This is a genomic window from Flammeovirga kamogawensis, assembly GCF_018736065.1.
Lineage (GTDB): Bacteria > Bacteroidota > Bacteroidia > Cytophagales > Flammeovirgaceae > Flammeovirga > Flammeovirga kamogawensis.
In genome coordinates this window covers 3,546,181-3,562,408 of the sequence record NZ_CP076128.1, presented here as the reverse complement: position 1 = coordinate 3,562,408, position 16,228 = coordinate 3,546,181, and the positions used below count along the sequence as shown (strand labels likewise).

Below are 16,228 nucleotides of genomic sequence, written 5' to 3'. Positions count from 1 at the left end.
TTAAGATAGTTCAGAAGTATGTCAATCCCAAGTTATAAATTTTTAGAAACATTAAGTCATTCATTACTAATCTTATGCATAACTTGTAGTTTTACTATTCATAAGAAATAACTCCATTGGAAGAACCTATAATAAAATATATAATTTGGTTTTTAGTATGCATATTTTCATCCGTTATCACTGCAATATCTGGTGGGGGTGGCATGTTATCCTTACCTGTTTTGATATCACTCGGTTTACCTGAATATTTATTATTAGGAACCAATAAGGCTGTTTTAACTACAGGAAACTTAACTGCCACTATTAGATATATAAAAAGTGGTATAATTAATTTTGATAAGCTTTTAATCACATCTTGCTTTATTTCATTGTTTGCTGCTATTGGTGGAGCAGAATGTAGTAGATATTTAAATACACAATGGATGTTGTATCTCCTTTTGTTTATTATACTTTCTTTATTCTGTATGGAATTTTTAAAGAAAAGATATCCCAAAAAAGAAGAGAATAAAGCTAAAACTCCACTTCTATTAATATACCTGACAATAATTATGATCGGGTTTTACAATGGTTTTTTTGGCCCTGGAACAGGCGTAATTTCATTCTTTCTATTTTCCTATCTAACTCCCATGAAAGTGATGGAGTCTGTAGCATTTTCTAAAACAATAGCTGTTGTATCTTCCTTAACTGCATTTGCTTATTTCACTTATTTAGGTAGAATTGATTGGATTTATGCCTGTATAGGTATTTTAGGTGCTATTTTAGGAAGTTGGATTGGTGCAGGGATTGCCATGAAAGTGGATAGTAAAAAAGTAAAAATCTTCTTTAATGTTACTCTTTCTGTTTTTTTAATAAAAATTCTATTTGATCTTTTTTATTAGAATACAATTTTAGCATTTAAAGCATCAAGCATTCCTTTTGCCTTCAACAAACATTCTTGATATTCTTTTTCTGCTTCTGAATCTATAGTAATAGCACTTCCTATTTGAAATGATAAATAGTTATCTGTAGCATTGTAAAGAGCACTTCTAATCACAACATTAAAATCAAAATTTCCCTCAGGAGTGATATAACCAATAGCACCAGAATATAAACCTCTTTTAGAGCGTTCGTACATTTCTATTAATGCCATTGCCATTACTTTTGGAGCACCTGTCATGCTTCCCATCGGAAAAGCTTTCTTTATTACTTCAGTAAATGGAATTCCTTCTTTGATTTCTCCTTCAATAGTAGAAATCATCTGAAAAACTGACCTAAAACCGTATATACCAAAAATTTCAGGAACTTTAATAGTACCAGCTTTACATGTTCTCGCTAAATCATTTCTTACAAGATCAACAATCATCATGTTCTCTGCAACCTCTTTTTCATCATTCTGAAGTTGTTCTTTCAGTAATTCATCTTCCTCTGCTGATGCACCTCTTTTTATTGTACCTTTAATAGGTTGAGAAGTTACTTTATTACCTTCTTTCTTCATAAAGCGCTCTGGAGAAGAACACGTTACAAATTTATCTTTTACTCTATGAAAAGCAGAAAAAGGGGCTGGAGATAAATGAGAAAGTCGGAGGTATAAATCAAATGGGTCTACATCTGCCTCATTCGCTAAAAACTCCATACAGATATTTACTTCGTAAACATCACCTTCTACAATATGCTCTTGAATACGTTGTACTGTATCAATATAAGTGGCATGAGAAATTTTTGGAGATACTCTTCCTCCCCACCCATTTGTTGAAGCTACTGGTAGCGGAGTAGTTAAAACTTCTTGATATATTAATTCAATATCATTTTCAGATTGAATCTCAACCTCATTTTCTCCAAAAATAAATAGTGTTTTAGGAATATAAAAAAACGCATCGGGTAGGTCAATACCATCTTGATGATCAGAACATAGTAATTCTACCTCATTCTTGAGATCATACCCCCAATGTCCGAATAACCAAGTATTGTGTTGTTTATGAAACTTCTGAACACTTTCAAAAGAGTAACCATCTTCCATTGGGCATACTTTTTTAGCACCCACAGCAAGTAAGTGACGAAAACCACCCTTTGGATAATCTATATCATGATCGTACAAATAAGTACAGTATTCTTCTTTCTTACCCCAAGCCCAAGCTTTTAAACGAAAAGAAGCTAAATCTTCTAATTGAAAGTGCATTGTTGTTACTTCTTCTATTTCCTCGGTAAACATCACAGTACAAAGTTAATCAAATAATTATGCGATTACTTATAGTTTCTTTCTTAATGCATTCGATCTCCTCGAACATCTAATGTTTTTAATAATTCCGCTTCGAATTTTAGAAATTCCTGCCATCGCGTATCAACTTCTTCTCTTGATTTAAATTTCCTTGCTAAATCAATAAAGGTAACATAATGTCCTGCTTCAGAAATCATCAACTCATAATAAAAATCTTTTAACTCTTTATCATCAAGACCTTTCCAAAGTAATTTAAAACGTTCGCAAGACCTTGCTTCAATCAAAGCACTTACCAACAATTTATCTATTAGTTGATCAATTCTAGAGCCCCCTTTACGAGCAAATTTTACAATTGCATTTACATATTCGTCCTTTCTCATTCTACCTAATGATAAGCCCCGTTTACGTAATTGTTTTACAACTCTCTCAAAGTGTTCCCATTCCTCCGCAACAATTGGCATTAGTGTATCAACCACCTCGTCTAATTCTGGGTAGTTTACTATAATAGACATACTTGCTGTTGCTGCTTTTTGTTCACAATAAGCATGATCTACTAATATTTCTTCAATATTGTTTTCTTCTACCATATTTACCCAACGTGGGTCTGTAGGTAATTTAAGATGAAGCATATGCCCCTGCCCTTTGTATTCTTCAGACATTGTTATTAGAATATGATTACTTGATGATTTTCCGAATGCAAAATTAGATAAATTCACTTTCAATGAATAGTAAATCATTAAATTAAAAATGCTTTTTCTATTTGATTTTCATTCATATCATATTAATTACATTTGTATCTCGACATATTTTTATTACTTTTGGGCATCTAAATTACTTTAGGGGTGTTCGTTAAATCGAACTGAGAAATACCCTCTGAACCTGATGCGGTTAGTACCGACGAAGGGAAAAGTCCATTTCTACCCGTTGTACAATTCTGTGCAACACCCTCCTAAGGTTTATTGATTGTATTGATTTTTTTATTTTCAAAATTATTGAAATGAACATCACTGTAAACAATAAGTCTATCACATTACCAAGTGCTTTTTCTTTAGCACAACTTCTTGACTATATGAACATTTCTGTAGCTAGAGGCACTGTTGCCGTAGCTATTGATGATGAAATTATACCTCAAGACAAATGGGATATTCACGCAATTCTAGAAAACAATAGTATTACAATTGTTGCTCCTGCACAAGGAGGATAATTTATTCGCACATCATTTTTTATAGAGGAACTATTGGGCTATTTTTTAATACTCTCTTATTTCTACACATCTATATTAAAAAGTGCTGTGTATAACATATAAAACAATAGCACACGAGTAAATACTTGTGTCTAAAAACTAATATTCTAACGGCAATATAACTGCCAACAATATCTATACTAATGAAAAAGAAAGACAAAATCCCTAGTCCTGAGGTCATTTCACGTGAGCCATTTACAGGTTCGAAAAAGATTTATGTAGACGGTGAAATTCACAACATCAAAGTAGCGATGCGTGAAATTAGCCAAGACGACACTAATCACAAGTTCTTAAACAAAGTAGAGAAAAACCCTGCTATCACAGTTTATGACACTAGTGGTCCTTACACAGATCCTGATATTGAGATTGACGTAAGAAAAGGTCTGGACAAATTACGTAGAGATTGGATTTTAGATCGTGGAGATGTTGAGGAACTTCCTAAATTATCTTCTGAGTATGGTATCGAGCGTTTAGAAAAATCTGAATTAGATTACCTTCGCTTCGAACACATCAAAAAGCCTTTAAAAGCAAAAAAAGGACAGAATGTTTCTCAAATGCACTACGCACGTAAAGGAATCATTACTCCTGAAATGGAATATATTGCTATTCGTGAAAATCAAAGAATAGAAGAACAAGAAGGGAAATTTGGTACGCAACATCCTGGTCATAGCTATGGAGCCAATACTCCTGTAGGAAAAATTACACCTGAGTTTGTACGTGATGAAGTAGCCAAAGGTCGTGCTGTTATCCCTAACAACATCAACCATCCAGAATCTGAACCAATGATTATTGGTCGTAACTTCTTGGTAAAAATCAATGCTAACATTGGTAACTCTGCTGTTACCTCTTCTATAGAAGAAGAAGTAGAAAAAACAGTATGGGCGTCTCGTTGGGGTGCAGATACAATCATGGATTTATCTACTGGTAAAAATATTCACGAAACGCGTGAGTGGGTGATTCGTAACTCTCCAGTTCCAATTGGTACAGTGCCAATTTACCAAGCATTAGAAAAAGTAAATGGAAAAGCTGAAGATTTAACTTGGGAAATTTTCCGTGATACGTTAATCGAACAAGCTGAGCAAGGTGTTGATTACTTTACAATTCACGCAGGCGTATTGTTACGTTATGTACCAATGACTGCTAAACGTGTTACAGGTATCGTATCTCGTGGTGGTTCTATTATGGCAAAATGGTGCCTTTCTCACCATAAAGAAAACTTCTTATATACGCACTTCGAAGAAATTTGTGAGATCATGAAAGCTTACGACGTTGCCTTCTCTTTAGGTGATGGTCTTCGTCCGGGTTCTATTGCAGATGCAAACGATGAGCCTCAACTTTCTGAGTTACGTACTTTAGGTGAGTTAACTAAGATTGCTTGGAAGCACGATGTTCAAACAATTATTGAAGGTCCTGGTCACGTGCCAATGCACATGATTAAAGAAAATATGGATGCTCAATTACAAGATTGTTACGAAGCTCCTTTCTATACTTTAGGACCACTTACAACTGATATTGCTCCTGGTTACGATCATATTACATCTGCAATTGGTGCTGCTCAAATTGGTTGGTATGGTACTGCAATGCTTTGCTATGTTACTCCAAAAGAGCACTTAGGTTTACCAAACAAAGCAGACGTAAAAGAAGGTGTAATTACTTATAAAATTGCTGCACATGCTGCCGATCTTGCAAAAGGTCACCCAGGTGCACAGTACAGAGATAACGCAATGTCTAAAGCTCGTTTTGAATTCCGTTGGGAAGATCAATTCAACTTATCTTTAGATCCAGATACTGCTCGTGAATACCACGATGAAACACTACCAGCTGAAGGTGCAAAAGTTGCTCACTTCTGCTCTATGTGTGGACCAAACTTCTGTTCTATGAAAATTACGCAAGATGTTCGTGATTTTGCTGCGAAGCAAGAACTAGAAAAAGGGATGGAAGAGAAATCTGCCGAGTTTAAAGAATTAGGTAGCGAAATCTATCACTAAAAATTATGTTGATAGGAATAACAAAAGAAGATTTTTTTACTGATGAAGCACAGTTAATCTGTTTTTGGTTGGACAATGGTATTGACATTATCCACATCAGAAAGCCGAATGCAACAAAAGAAGAAATTTCTACTTTACTAAATGTTATTCCTATCATCTACCATAAAAAACTCACCTTAAACCAACATTTTGATTTAACCTATCAATTTAATGTTGGTGGTATTCATTTTAAAGAGTCGATGCGACAAGCTACTAAATTGAAGAATCTAGAGCAATGGAAAAGTAAAGGACTTCGATTAAGTTCTTCTGTACATCAGATGGATGAAATCCCTCAAATTCCGACCGCATTTGACTACTTATTTTTAAGCCCTGTGTTTGATAGTACTTCCAAAAAGAAGTATAAATCAAACACTATGCTTTTAGAAAGAATGAAAAAGGAACGTTTCGAGTTACATCAAATAGTGGCTTTAGGTGGAATAACCGATAAATCATTATTACAACTAGATAGATCTTCTTTTAAAGGGGCTGCAATTTTAGGATATTTATGGGAGACATCGTTGTCTAACATCAAATTAAAAGCAGAGAAACTACAAACATCATGGAAAACAATCGTCCTTTCGCCTTAACATTAGCTGGTTTTGATCCTTCTGGGGGAGCAGGTGTACTTTCGGATATTAAAACTTTTGAAGCATTAGACGTTCAAGGTTTAGGTATTTGTACAGCACTAACCTATCAAACCGCTGATGAATTTATAGGACTAAATTGGATAAGTGCAGATGTAGTTACAGCACAATTACTGCCTATAATAGAAAAATATCCTATTAGCGTTCTAAAAATTGGTGTGATTGAAAACTTTAAATTAATGTCTGATTGGATAGACTTAATAAAAGGATTCAACCCAATGTGTAAGGTAGTTTTAGATCCTGTTTTAAGTGCAAGTGCTGGGTATGACTTTCATGATGAAAGTACTATCAAAGGACTGGCTAGAGTGATTGAAAAAGTTGACATTATTACTCCTAATTGGAAAGAAATGCAACAACTTTCATCAAATGATCCACTCGAAGAAGCAGAAAATATGAGTAAATCAACTCATGTTCTACTTAAAGGAGGCCATCATCCTACTGAAAAAGGAAATGACTTTTTGATATACAAAGGGCAAATCACTAAAATTATTGGGAGATCAATGCAGGTATTTGATAAACACGGTTCTGGTTGTGTTCTATCTTCTGCTATCGGGAGTTATCTAGCACATGGTAAATCTATTGAAGAAGCCTGTAGGTTAGGCAAAAATTATATTGAAGATTACTTGGCAAGCGACCCGAGTAAATTAGGTCAGCATGTTTTTACATCAAAAAGCCATGATTAGTAAACTACACTATATCTCTACGGAGAAAAAAGATAAAAACCATTTACTTCACATTCAAGAAGCATGTGAAGCTGGTTGCCGATGGATTCAGCTAAGAGCTAAAAATATCGAAACGGAAGAATATATCGCTTTAGCCAAAAAAGCCAAAGTAATTACAGATTTACACAATGCCATTCTTCTAATAAATGACAGACCTGATGTTGCCAAAGCTGTAAATGCAGATGGTGTTCATGTTGGAAAAGAAGACATTTTACCTTCTGAAGCAAGAGCAATTCTTGGAGAAGGAAAAATTGTTGGAGGCACAGCAAATACAATCGAAGATATTCAGCGTTTGTATGAATTTGGAGTAGATTATATTGGTTTAGGACCTTTCCGTTTTACACAAACAAAGAAAAAGCTTAGTCCTATTTTGGGCTTAGAAGGTTATCTATCTTTGTTAGATGAATGTAAAAAAAGAGGCATTGATACACCAATTATTGCAATTGGAGGTATAGAAACAAAAGATGTTGAAAGCATTCTAGCTACAGGTATTTATGGAATTGCAGTATCTGGATTAATTGCCAATGCAGAACATCCTGATAAAGTAGTTTTAGCATTAGAACAAGAACTTCAGCATCAATCTACAATTTAACTTAGGGTTAGATTATTTTAATAAGAAAACGAAAATCCAAATGGATCAATTAACAATAGCAGATAAAACTTTTAACTCACGCCTTTTTACAGGTACTGGCAAATTTATGTCGAATGAGTTAATGGAAAATGCATTAGTAGCATCAAGATCAGAATTGGTAACTGTTGCACTAAAAAGAGTAGATATTGACAACCCTGAAGATGATGTATTAAAACATTTACAGCATCCACAGATAAATTTATTACCAAATACATCTGGAGCAAGAACTGCTAAAGAAGCAGTATTTGCGGCTCAATTAGCAAGAGAAGCTTTAGGTACAAACTGGGTTAAATTAGAAATTCATCCAGATCCAAAGTATTTAATGCCTGACCCAATCGAAACTCTAAAAGCTGCCGAAGAAATGGTAAAGCAAGGCTTTGTAGTATTGCCTTATATACATGCTGACCCTGTTTTATGCAAACGTTTAGAAGAAGTAGGTTGTGCAGCCGTAATGCCTTTAGGTGCTCCAATTGGAAGTAATAAAGGATTAAGAACGTTAGACTTTTTAGAAATAATAATTGAACAAAGTAATGTTCCTGTTGTTGTTGATGCGGGCATTGGAAGCCCTTCTCATGCTGCACATGCAATGGAATTAGGTGCTGATGCTGTATTAGTAAACACTGCTATTGCTGTTGCCGGAGATCCTGTTGCAATGGGAGAAGCATTTGGACAAGCTGTAGAAGCAGGACGAAAAGCTTATTTAGCACAAATTGCTCAACCAAGAATTACTGCAGAAGCGAGTTCGCCATTAACTGGTTTTTTAAATCAATTATAGAGATGTATCAAGATTTATTTTATCAAAATAATTGGAATGAAGTTAAAGCTAGTATCTACGCTAAAACTGCTCAAGATGTAGAGCGTGCTTTAGGTAAACAACGCAGAAATTTAGAAGATTTCAAAGCTTTAATCTCTCCTGCAGCTGCTCCATATTTAGAGCAAATGGCACAGCTTAGTCATCAACTTACAAAAAAGAGGTTCGGAAATACCATTCAGATGTATACACCTATGTATTTATCTAATGAATGTCAGAATATCTGTACTTATTGTGGTTTCTCTTTAGACAATAAAGTAAGAAGAAGGACACTTTCTGATGATGAAATTGTACGTGAAGCCGAAGCTATAAAAGCAATGGGTTATGAACATATTTTGTTGGTAACTGGTGAAGCAAATAAAACTGTAGGTGTTGAATACATCAAGAAAGCAATTAAATTGATGAAGCCGTACTTCTCTCATATATCTATGGAAGTACAGCCAATGGATCAAGATGAATATGAATCTTTAATTGAGGAAGGGTTAAATACGGTACTCGTTTATCAAGAAACTTACCACAAAGAAGATTATAAAAAACATCACCCAAAAGGTAAAAAATCTAACTTTGATTACCGAGTTGACACTCCAGATAGATTAGGAAAAGCTGGAATTCATAAAATTGGTATTGGTGTTTTAATTGGTTTGGAGGATTGGAGAACAGACTCTTTCTTTACGGCGCTTCATTTAGATTATTTAGAAAGAACATATTGGCAAACAAAATATTCAATCTCATTCCCTAGGTTACGCCCCTTTTCTGGTGGTTTAGAACCAAAGGTTGAAATGAATGATAGAGAGTTAGTTCAGCTTATCTGTGCCTATCGTCTTTTTGATGAAGAAGTAGAATTATCACTTTCTACTAGAGAACATCCTATTTTTAGAGATAACATCATTAAATTGGGCATTACTTCGGCAAGTGCAGGTTCAAAAACAAACCCTGGAGGTTATGTAGTAGAACCAGAATCTCTAGAGCAGTTTGAAATTTCTGATGAACGTTCAACAGAAGAGTTTACAGAAATGGTGAAACGCCAAGGTTATGAAGTAGTGTGGAAAGATTGGGATTTAGCACTCCAAGAGTGATAAAATAAAGAGAGAAGAATTACCATTATGTTGACAAAAGAAGAATATAAACGATACGACAGACATATCAGATTAAACGAAATTGGTGTTGAAGGACAAGAAAAATTAAAAGCTGCTACTGTTCTTGTAATTGGTGCAGGAGGATTAGGTTGTCCTGTTTTACAATATCTTGCAGCTGCTGGTATTGGGCACCTTATTATTGTAGATCATGATGTTGTTTCTATTTCTAATCTTCAACGTCAAGTATTGTTTTCAACAAATGATGTTGGTAACTCAAAAGCAGAAGTTATTAAAGAACGACTGTTAGCTCTGAATCCTCATTGTAAAATTACTACAGTACTTAAAAGGTTTGATAAAGAAAATGCTTTAGAACTAGTAGCTAAAGCAGATGTAGTAGTTGATGGAACAGATAATTTTTCATCAAGATATTTAATAAATGACGCCTGTATTATTGAAGATAAACCATTGGTTTCTGCCTCAATTCAGCGTTTTGATGGTCAACTATCTGTTTTTAATTACCAAGGAGGACCAACCTATAGATGTATTTTTCCTAATCCTCCATCAGCAGAAGAAGCTCCTAATTGCAATGAAATTGGGGTTGTTGGTGCAATGGTTGGAATTATGGGAACCATGCAAGCTACCGAAGTTATAAAAATAATTACAGGTGTTGGTAAAGTGTTAAGTGGGGAACTTTTGTTGATAAGTGGTATGGATATGAGTTTTCAGAAACTGAAATTCAAGAAAAATCAAAAAGTTGCCAACATATCAACATTAGGTGAGTATAACTTCGATTTTTGTGAAATCCCCAATCAGGAAGTCGAAATAGATTTTGATACTGTCGAAGAACTTTTAAACACAGATAAATCAGTTACTTTGATTGATGTACGTGAAGAATACGAAAGAGAAATTGATGATATAGGCGGTATCAATATCCCGTTAGCCGAATTAGAAGAACGAATTGATGAAATTCCATCATCCAAAAAAATAATTTTTTACTGCCAATCAGGTAAAAGAAGCCTAAAAGCTATAGAGTTATATCAATCTTTAAATAAAAGTGATGTTAAATTATATAGTCTAAAGGGAGGAATGGAGTTAATTTAATGTGAAACTGATATCTTTGTATTGTCAGATCATAGATTAGTTACTCCAATTTGATGGATATAAAAAGATTACTTACAAAAGTTTTTTATTTTAGGCATAATCCTATTAAAGCAATTTACTATTTAATATATGGGTTAGAAGAGTTTATTATACCTCATAATTTATATAAAAGAAACTTGCCTAGATTACTTAGAAATCTTACAGATAATGAATATATAGAACAAAGGGTTAACTATTATAATAAGGTTGAAAAATATTTTGAACTGTCAAAAAATTCAGTATCTCTAAAAGACTTAAAATTAAGTGAACATTCTAGCTCTTATTATTTTGACCTTACACTAATTACTGATTTTTTTAAAAAGGACAAAAAAATTAATTTTCTTTTTGGTGATATTACGCATATTCCAAGCGAGCCTACAATTGTAAAAAGTAGACCTATTTCTAATCAGAATCAAAATAGTATTTTATTAAAATTGAATAAAATACGACACTTTAATTTCATCTCTGATTGGATTCGTTTTAAGAACAAGAAAAATATGCTTGTTACAAGAGGACAGGTTTTCGCTAACCATGAAAACCGTATTAATCTTCTTGAAAAATATTTTGGACACCCTCTTTGTAATATTGGCAACACAAGAAGTGACCTTAAACCAATTGAAACTCCTTCTGGGAATACATTTCTAGTTGATAAAATGAGTATCGAGAAACAACTAAACTACAAATTCATTTTTTGTTGGGAAGGAAATGATGTTGCAACTAATTTAAAATGGGTAATGTCTTCAAATTCAATAGCCGTAATGCCAACACCAAAATACGAAACTTGGTTTATGGAGGGGACATTAATTCCTGATTTCCATTATATTCATGTAAAAGATGATTATTCTGATTTAATTGAGAAAATTGAATTTTACAGTACGCATATTAAAGAAGCTAATAAAATAATTTCAAATTCTCATAAATTTGTAAATCAGTTTAGAAACCTCAAAAGAGAATTACAAATACAAGCTTTAGTACTCGATAAATTTTTTAGAGAATCACATCAATCTCAAACATTAAAATAACAAATGAAAGTCTCTGGATTCAGTTTTATTAGAAACGCAATAAAATACGATTACCCTGTTGTAGAAGCAATACGATCAATTCTTCCTCTTTGTGATGAAGTTGTAGTCGCTGTAGGTAATTCTGATGATGACACCCTAAATTTAATCCAGAATATCGATCCTAAAATAAGAATTGTTGAAACTGTTTGGGATGATTCATTACTAAATGGGCTTGTTCTTTCAAACGAGACAAATAAAGCTCTAAAAGAAGTAAATAAAGATAGCGATTGGTGTTTCTATATTCAAGGAGACGAAGCACTTCACGAAGATTATATTCCTATTGTTAAAAAAGCAATGGAAGAATATAAAGATCAAGAAAATGTAGACGGGTTGTTATTTAACTATAAACACTTTTATGGATCATTTGATTACATAGCATCTTCAACAAAATGGTATAGAAGAGAAATAAGAATTATAAAAAACAACTCGACTATTTATTCATATGGAGATGCACAAGGTTTTAGAAAAAATGATAATGAAAAACTTAATGTAAAGCATATTGATGCCTATATCTATCATTACGGCTGGGTTCGTCCCCCAGAAAAAATGCAATTAAAATCCAATAGTTTTGAAAAGTTATATCATGGAACAAAGGCTTCAAGTGTAGATATTGACTATTCAAAAATTGACGTATTAACTCTTTTCAATCAAAATCATCCATCAGTTATGAAGGAAAGAATTTCCAATAAAAATTGGAAATTTGACCAAGATATAAGTAAAACAAATTATACTGCAAAAGAACTTTTTAAACAAGCTATCAAAAAAATTACTGGTGGTTATATTCTAGGAGAGTATAAAAATTATAAAATTATAAAATAAACGCTATGAAAGTTAGTGGATTTACATATTTCAGAAATGCGATAGCCTTACAATACCCTTGCATTGCTGCTATCAAATCAGTCCTTTCTATTGTTGATGAAATGATTGTTGTAATTGGAGATTCTAACGATGGGTCTCGAGAAGCAGTAGAAGCTTTAAATGATCCTAAAATCAAAATTATTGATACAGTCTGGGACATGGACTTAAGAATAGGAGGAAAAGTTTTTGCCCAACAATCGAATATTGGTATAGATAATATTAGTAAAGATGCTGACTGGGCATTACACATACAAGCAGACGAAGTTATTCATGAAGATGATCTTCCTAAAATCAAAGAGGCTATGGAAGTAAATTTAAATAATCAAAAAATAGATGGAATTGCTCTTCCTTTCTTACACTTCTATGGTAATTATAATTATTACAGACATACTAGAAGAACACATCCAATTGAAGTGAGATTATTTAAAACTAATAACTTAGTTAGATCCTACAGAGATTCTCAAGGGTTTAGAATTTATAAATCACTAGAGCAATATAATGAAAACCAAAAAAAAGGTTCCAAGTTAAAAGTAAAGCTTATTGACGCCCCTATCTATCATTATTCATTTGTCAGAAATCCGATGGTTATGGCTAAGAAAGGATCTATTTTCAGAAGCTTTTATGATAATGGGACAGAAATAAAAAGGGAAGAAATTGTAAAAATTCCATTCAATTTTAATGAAGTTGATGAACTAACTAAATTTAATGGTACTCATCCAGAAGTGATGTCATCTCATATAAAAAAGATGGACTGGAAATTTGAATATGATCCTTCAAAATCAAATACTAAACTCAAGGATAAATTTCTAAATAAATTAGAGAAAAAAACTGGGCTAAGACCTTTTGATTATAAAAATTATAAAATCGTTAAATAGCTTCATTTTAAATTAGATTCTGCAGATTTATCAATGTTAATCTTTTAACTTTGCACAGTGAAAGAAAATCTAGTAATAACTCCTACATATAACGAGATCGAGAATGTCGAATTAATTATTCGTGCAGTTATGAGTCTCGATACACAATTCGATATGCTTATTGTTGACGATGGCTCTCCTGATGGAACAGGAGCTAAAGTTAAAGAGCTTATGAATAAATTTCCAAATCGTTTATTTCTTGAAGAAAGAGAAGGTAAAAATGGTTTAGGTACAGCATATTTACATGGCTTTAGATGGGCTATTGATAGAGAATATCAGTTTGTTTACGAAATGGATGCTGATTTTTCACATAACCCCAATGATTTAGAAAAACTTTACAAAGCATGTAAAGAAGAGGGGAATGACATGGCTATTGGTTCTAGATATAAATCTGGAGTTAATGTTGTAAATTGGCCAATGGGTAGAGTTCTTATGTCTTACTTTGCAAGTAAGTATGTCCAATTTATTACTGGATTACCAATAAAAGATACCACTGCCGGCTTTAAATGTTATACTAATAAAGTATTACAAACTATACTTAATAAAGATAAAATTCATTTTGTGGGCTATGCTTTTCAAATAGAAATGAAATTTAAAACTTGGATGTATGGTTATAAAATTAAGGAAGTTCCAATTGTTTTTACTGATAGAACTAGAGGAACGTCAAAAATGTCTTCTAGTATTTTTAAAGAAGCATTTTTTGGAGTGATATCCTTAAAGATTAGAAGTTATTTTAGAAAATTTGAAAGATAATTAAATCTTCTAATCACGGGGTATCTATTTTTTATTTCATTAAAATAAAAAAATGAAAATCAATTTCTTGCTCCCTTTCCCTCCGTACAAACTAACTGGAGGAATAAAAATCATGTGTGAATATGCTATCAAAATAGCAGACCAAGGCCATGATGTCTATGTTTATAGTTCTAATTGGACAGAATATATTAATAAAGGAAGTAAATGGATTAAATATTATCGTACAAGACTTTTAAAAAGATATATACCTACTTGGTTAGAAAAAACTGACAATGTTACTTGGATAACTGTACCATCGATTGAAGATAAATATATTAGAAATGCTGACATAGTTATTTCTACTTGGTGGCAAACTGCATTTGATACTCATTTGTTATCAAACAGTAAAGGGAAAAAAATAAATCTAATTCAAGACTATGAAAATTTTGTTGGCCATATTGATTTATTACATAAATCTTATGATTTACCTTACACTAAAAACATTGTTACTTATCAAGAATTAGGTAATCAAATTAGTGAATTTACTTCAAAAAAAAATATTTGTGTACCATATGGGATAAATACAAAAAAGTTTCAAATTAGAATATCCTTAAAAGATCGAAACCCATTCTCAATTTGTATGTTATTCTCTTTACAAAAGAGGAAAAACTCATATATAGGTATAGAGGCTGTTCTAGAATTAAAAAAAAAGTATCCTAAAATTTCTTTTTGCCTTTATAGTTTACATCCAAGACCTAAAAATCTACCTAAATGGATTGATTTTATACATCAACCTAAAGATGTAAGTGAAATATTTAATGCATCTGCTATTTTTTTACAAAATTCCACACAAGAAGGATTACCTTTAAATATATTAGAAGCCCAAGCTTGTGGGTGTGCTATTGTATGCTCTGATATCCAAGGACATAAATCTGTTTGTGAAAACAATATTAATTCTCTTATCTATCCCGTTAATAACAGAGAGCTACTAATTACAAGAATAAGTGAACTAATTGAAAATAAGAATTTAAGAATAAAAATTGGAAATAAGGCATCTGAAGATGTTGCCACACATTATAATTGGGATAATGCTGTGACAAAAATGTTAAAAGAATTTTTAATTTAAAAGTCCATTTATTTCTAACAACTATGACAAAAAAAATAGTATTTAATGTTAATCAATTTTCTTATCGAGGCACTGAAATAGCTTTATTTGATTATGCGTATTATAATGAAAAAATTTTAGGTAATATTTCATATATTATATCAGATAAGACTAAACTGAAGAATAGTCCTCAAGAAAATCAAATATTAAATAAATTTACATCTTCATTTCCAGAAAGAGTTTTTCTTTACGAAACACATGATGAAGCTCAAGATTTTATAGATAAAACTCAATCTGATATTATTTATTTTATTAAATCTGGTAAAAAAGATCATAATTTATTTAAAAATATAAGGAATGTTATTCACGTAGTTTTTGGTTACTATAAACCTTATGGTGATGAATACTTTTATATTTCTGAATATTTAGCACAAAAAAAAGGTAAATTTAGATCTTCATTTGTACCACATATTGTTAACCTACCTGATGTAGATAGTAATTTAAGGACATCATTAAAAATCCCAAAAGATGCCACAGTTGTAGCTCGATACGGCGGATTAAATACCTTTGATATAGACTATGTTCATCAAGCAATCAAAGAGGTTTTAGAAGAACAAGACAATATCTATTTCATATTTGTTAATACACAATTTTTCCACAAACACCCAAGAATAATCTACCTAGACCCTATTTATAAATTAGAAGATAAAGTTGCTTTTATTAATACCTCTGATGCTTATTTACACGCTAGATCTGATGGTGAAACTTTTGGACTCGCAATAGCAGAATTTCATATTAAAGGTAAAAATATCATTACATCAAAAAGTAAAAAGGATAATGCACACTTAGATATTTTGCAAGATGAATGTTATATATACTCTGATAAAGATTCTTGTAAAAATCTTTTACTGCAAACTAAAACATTAAAACCTAAAAACTTTAATGTTTATAAGCAATTTTCTCCACAAATAGTCATGCAATATTTTGACAAAGTCGTAATAAAAGGAGAAAAAAAATTACCTGCTACTAAAAACTTATTCCAAAAAATTTTAAAAAAGATATTTTAATCG

General features: G+C 32.1%; 17 protein-coding genes and 1 riboswitch. Of the genes, 15 read left to right on the top strand and 2 right to left on the bottom strand.

All coding sequences use genetic code 11. From position 1 onward, the window contains the following. Positions 1-116: 116 nt before the first annotated feature. The gene (locus tag KM029_RS14275; protein WP_158631064.1) at positions 117-878 is read left to right on the top strand and encodes a sulfite exporter TauE/SafE family protein; all 762 of its coding nucleotides are present in this window, start codon (positions 117-119) and stop codon (positions 876-878) included. Here KM029_RS14275 and KM029_RS14270 read toward each other — a convergent pair. After that, positions 875-2,188, bottom strand: a complete 1,314-nt coding sequence (locus tag KM029_RS14270) for an anthranilate synthase component I family protein (RefSeq protein WP_240050306.1) — start codon at positions 2,186-2,188, stop codon at positions 875-877. The genes KM029_RS14275 and KM029_RS14270 overlap by 4 nt on opposite strands. A 50-nt stretch (positions 2,189-2,238) precedes the next feature. Further along, entirely contained in the window at positions 2,239-2,853 is a 615-nt protein-coding gene (miaE, locus tag KM029_RS14265) for a tRNA-(ms[2]io[6]A)-hydroxylase (RefSeq protein WP_240050305.1), read from the bottom strand. 169 nt (positions 2,854-3,022) lie between these two features. Next, positions 3,023-3,117, top strand: a riboswitch (TPP riboswitch). Positions 3,118-3,191: 74 nt separating this feature from the next. Here miaE and thiS point away from each other — a divergent pair. The 14 genes from thiS (at position 3,192) to KM029_RS14195 (ending at position 16,225) form a co-directional block, all read left to right on the top strand. Then, entirely contained in the window at positions 3,192-3,398 is a 207-nt protein-coding gene (thiS, locus tag KM029_RS14260; RefSeq protein ID WP_144073905.1) for a sulfur carrier protein ThiS, read from the top strand. Between the two features lie 182 nt (positions 3,399-3,580). Next, positions 3,581-5,425, top strand: coding sequence for a phosphomethylpyrimidine synthase ThiC (gene thiC / locus KM029_RS14255; RefSeq protein WP_168928016.1), 1,845 nt, complete (start codon positions 3,581-3,583; stop codon positions 5,423-5,425). Positions 5,426-5,430: 5 nt separating this feature from the next. Continuing rightward, a complete protein-coding gene (locus KM029_RS14250) occupies positions 5,431-6,051 on the top strand; it encodes a thiamine phosphate synthase (protein WP_144073904.1) in 621 nt (206 codons plus the stop codon). Continuing rightward, the gene (locus KM029_RS14245) at positions 6,024-6,791 is read left to right on the top strand and encodes a hydroxymethylpyrimidine/phosphomethylpyrimidine kinase (RefSeq protein ID WP_144073903.1); all 768 of its coding nucleotides are present in this window, start codon (positions 6,024-6,026) and stop codon (positions 6,789-6,791) included. Before KM029_RS14250 ends, KM029_RS14245 begins: the two co-directional genes overlap by 28 nt. Further along, entirely contained in the window at positions 6,784-7,422 is a 639-nt protein-coding gene (locus KM029_RS14240; RefSeq protein WP_144073902.1) for a thiamine phosphate synthase, read from the top strand. Before KM029_RS14245 ends, KM029_RS14240 begins: the two co-directional genes overlap by 8 nt. A 40-nt stretch (positions 7,423-7,462) precedes the next feature. Next, positions 7,463-8,236 carry a thiazole synthase gene (locus KM029_RS14235; RefSeq protein WP_144073901.1) on the top strand — a complete coding sequence of 258 codons (774 nt, stop codon included), beginning with the start codon at positions 7,463-7,465 and terminating at the stop codon, positions 8,234-8,236. A 2-nt stretch (positions 8,237-8,238) separates the two neighbouring features. Further along, positions 8,239-9,348, top strand: coding sequence for a 2-iminoacetate synthase ThiH (gene thiH / locus KM029_RS14230; RefSeq protein WP_144073900.1), 1,110 nt, complete (start codon positions 8,239-8,241; stop codon positions 9,346-9,348). A 27-nt stretch (positions 9,349-9,375) separates the two neighbouring features. Further along, positions 9,376-10,449, top strand: a complete 1,074-nt coding sequence (gene moeB / locus KM029_RS14225) for a HesA/MoeB/ThiF family protein (RefSeq protein ID WP_184679513.1) — start codon at positions 9,376-9,378, stop codon at positions 10,447-10,449. A gap of 53 nt (positions 10,450-10,502) precedes the next feature. Beyond that, positions 10,503-11,510 carry a glycosyl transferase family 90 gene (locus KM029_RS14220; protein ID WP_144073898.1) on the top strand — a complete coding sequence of 336 codons (1,008 nt, stop codon included), beginning with the start codon at positions 10,503-10,505 and terminating at the stop codon, positions 11,508-11,510. 3 nt (positions 11,511-11,513) lie between these two features. Beyond that, positions 11,514-12,368, top strand: a complete 855-nt coding sequence (locus KM029_RS14215; RefSeq protein WP_144073897.1) for a glycosyltransferase family protein — start codon at positions 11,514-11,516, stop codon at positions 12,366-12,368. Between the two features lie 5 nt (positions 12,369-12,373). Then, positions 12,374-13,282, top strand: coding sequence for a glycosyltransferase family protein (locus KM029_RS14210; RefSeq protein ID WP_144073896.1), 909 nt, complete (start codon positions 12,374-12,376; stop codon positions 13,280-13,282). Between the two features lie 57 nt (positions 13,283-13,339). Next, positions 13,340-14,074, top strand: a complete 735-nt coding sequence (locus tag KM029_RS14205; RefSeq protein WP_144073895.1) for a polyprenol monophosphomannose synthase — start codon at positions 13,340-13,342, stop codon at positions 14,072-14,074. Between the two features lie 52 nt (positions 14,075-14,126). After that, positions 14,127-15,179 (top strand): glycosyltransferase family 4 protein, encoded by a 1,053-nt coding sequence (locus tag KM029_RS14200; protein WP_144073894.1) that lies wholly within the window; start codon positions 14,127-14,129, stop codon positions 15,177-15,179. Positions 15,180-15,202: 23 nt separating this feature from the next. Then, complete coding sequence (locus KM029_RS14195) at positions 15,203-16,225, top strand: glycosyltransferase family 4 protein (protein ID WP_144073893.1); 1,023 nt, start codon at positions 15,203-15,205, stop codon at positions 16,223-16,225. Positions 16,226-16,228 lie beyond the last annotated feature (3 nt).

Coding starts and splice junctions, on each gene's coding strand:
- KM029_RS14215 (WP_144073897.1), top strand. CDS start 11,514: ATGAAAGTCTCTGGATTCAGTTTTATTAGAAACGCAATAAAATACGAT.
- thiS (WP_144073905.1), top strand. CDS start 3,192: ATGAACATCACTGTAAACAATAAGTCTATCACATTACCAAGTGCTTTT.
- KM029_RS14250 (WP_144073904.1), top strand. CDS start 5,431: ATGTTGATAGGAATAACAAAAGAAGATTTTTTTACTGATGAAGCACAG.
- thiH (WP_144073900.1), top strand. CDS start 8,239: ATGTATCAAGATTTATTTTATCAAAATAATTGGAATGAAGTTAAAGCT.
- miaE (WP_240050305.1), bottom strand. CDS start 2,853: ATGTCTGAAGAATACAAAGGGCAGGGGCATATGCTTCATCTTAAATTA.
- KM029_RS14220 (WP_144073898.1), top strand. CDS start 10,503: ATGGATATAAAAAGATTACTTACAAAAGTTTTTTATTTTAGGCATAAT.
- KM029_RS14200 (WP_144073894.1), top strand. CDS start 14,127: ATGAAAATCAATTTCTTGCTCCCTTTCCCTCCGTACAAACTAACTGGA.
- KM029_RS14240 (WP_144073902.1), top strand. CDS start 6,784: ATGATTAGTAAACTACACTATATCTCTACGGAGAAAAAAGATAAAAAC.
- moeB (WP_184679513.1), top strand. CDS start 9,376: ATGTTGACAAAAGAAGAATATAAACGATACGACAGACATATCAGATTA.
- KM029_RS14245 (WP_144073903.1), top strand. CDS start 6,024: ATGGAAAACAATCGTCCTTTCGCCTTAACATTAGCTGGTTTTGATCCT.
- KM029_RS14235 (WP_144073901.1), top strand. CDS start 7,463: ATGGATCAATTAACAATAGCAGATAAAACTTTTAACTCACGCCTTTTT.
- KM029_RS14195 (WP_144073893.1), top strand. CDS start 15,203: ATGACAAAAAAAATAGTATTTAATGTTAATCAATTTTCTTATCGAGGC.
- KM029_RS14210 (WP_144073896.1), top strand. CDS start 12,374: ATGAAAGTTAGTGGATTTACATATTTCAGAAATGCGATAGCCTTACAA.
- thiC (WP_168928016.1), top strand. CDS start 3,581: ATGAAAAAGAAAGACAAAATCCCTAGTCCTGAGGTCATTTCACGTGAG.
- KM029_RS14270 (WP_240050306.1), bottom strand. CDS start 2,188: ATGTTTACCGAGGAAATAGAAGAAGTAACAACAATGCACTTTCAATTA.